Consider the following 1,470-nt stretch of genomic DNA (forward strand, 5'->3'; position numbering starts at 1 on the left):
GCCGGTCACCGCGGCCAGCCCGGCGCGGCGGCCCTCGGTGGCGGCCAGCCCGGCCAGCCAGGCCATGTTGGGGCCGGGCGTGAGTTCGATCAGCAACACGGCCAGGGCAAAGCCGATCAGGTCCAAGCGCATCGCCTCCTGCGGCCGGGTGTGGAGCGGCGCGCCATGCCGGTCAAGCCGCACGCCGCCTTGGTTCGCGCACACCCCACTGCGGCGGTTGCCGTGAATGGACGGCCCGTTGCCAGAGGCCTGCGCGCCTGCGAAGATCAGTCGCTGTGGGGGATGGGTCATGACGATGCGGCTGAGACTGGGGGCGGCACTGCTGGCGCTGACCGTGCCGGGAACGGTGCAGGCACAGGCACGGTTCCAGGCCGAGCAGCCGACGGCGCGGGTTGATTACTGGCAGAAACGCGCCGCCGATATCGGCCGCGAACTCGCCACCGCCCCGGAACTGAAATCCGTCCGGCTGGTCTTCATCGGCGATTCCATCACCGATTTCTGGCACCTTGATGCCAACCCGTGGATGCCGGGTCGTTATTGCGGAAAATCCGTGTGGGATGAAAGCTTTGGCGGTGCAGTGCCGGCACACCGGGCGCTGAATCTGGGGGTGTCGGGCGATCGCATCGAACATGTGTTGCACCGGTTGCTCCCGGCGGCCGAGGGCGGGGAGGGCTGGCTCGACCGTGCCGATCTGCAGCCGCAGGTGATCTTCGTGATGCTCGGCATCAACAACAGTTTCGACGCCGAAGCGCCGGCCGCGACCAGCATCGAACGCGGCATCACAGCGGTGGTGGCGCGCATCCGCGAACGCAAGCCGGGGGCGCGCATTGTGTTGCAGTCGCTGCTGCCCACCGATGACGAGGCCAAGAACCGCGACGTGGTGCGGCCGGTGAACCAGGCGCTTCAGGCCATGGCGGCGCGGTCAGCCACGATGGCTTACCTCGATCTCTACCCCGATTTCGTCGATGCGCAGGGCCGGCAGCGCCGCGACCTGTTCAACGATGGCCTGCATCCCAGCCGCGACGGCTATCGCGTCTGGCGCGACCGGTTGCTGGCGTCCCTGAACCAGAAGCTCTGATCAGCCGCCGTCTGTCGCCAGCCAGTCCATCAGCCAGCGTGCCGCCGGGCCGGGGGTGTGATCGGGTCGGTGCAGCAGGGCGATAGGATAGGTGGTGCCCGGCCAGTCGGGCAGGCTGAGCTGCACCAGCCGCCCGGCGGCCAGATCATCGGCCACCATCGGCACCGGCATGTTGCCCCAGCCGGCACCGGCCTTGAGCAGCGCGTGCTTGGCGCTCATGTCGCCTAGCCGCCAGCTGCGCGGGGAGAGGACGCCGAAATCCTTGCCTTCCGTCAGCCGCGAACGATCAGTGAGCACCAGTTGCAGATGGCGCTGGGCCTCGCCGGGCGCGATGTGGGGCCGGGCCAGCGGGTGGCCGGGGGCGGCGACCGGCGCCAGCGGCACGCCGGGCA

General features: G+C 69.5%; 2 protein-coding genes. One reads left to right on the forward strand and one right to left on the reverse strand.

Going from position 1 to position 1,470, the window contains the following annotated elements:
- The first annotated feature begins 289 nt into the window (after positions 1-289).
- Positions 290-1,078, forward strand: a complete 789-nt coding sequence (locus GJ693_RS15935) for a GDSL-type esterase/lipase family protein (RefSeq protein ID WP_197042289.1) — start codon at positions 290-292, stop codon at positions 1,076-1,078.
- On the opposite strand, the gene GJ693_RS15940 is transcribed toward GJ693_RS15935, so the two are convergent.
- Positions 1,079-1,470, reverse strand: a 392-nt coding sequence (locus GJ693_RS15940; protein WP_197042290.1) for a substrate-binding domain-containing protein, incomplete at its 5' end; no start/stop codon positions are given.

Source organism: Sandarakinorhabdus oryzae, assembly GCF_009733735.1.
Classification (GTDB): Bacteria; Pseudomonadota; Alphaproteobacteria; order Sphingomonadales; family Sphingomonadaceae; genus Sandarakinorhabdus; species Sandarakinorhabdus oryzae.

What these genes read in the sequence shown, in the direction of transcription:
- GJ693_RS15935 (WP_197042289.1), top strand. Translation starts at nt 290, where the DNA reads ATGACGATGCGGCTGAGACTGGGGGCGGCACTGCTGGCGCTGACCGTG.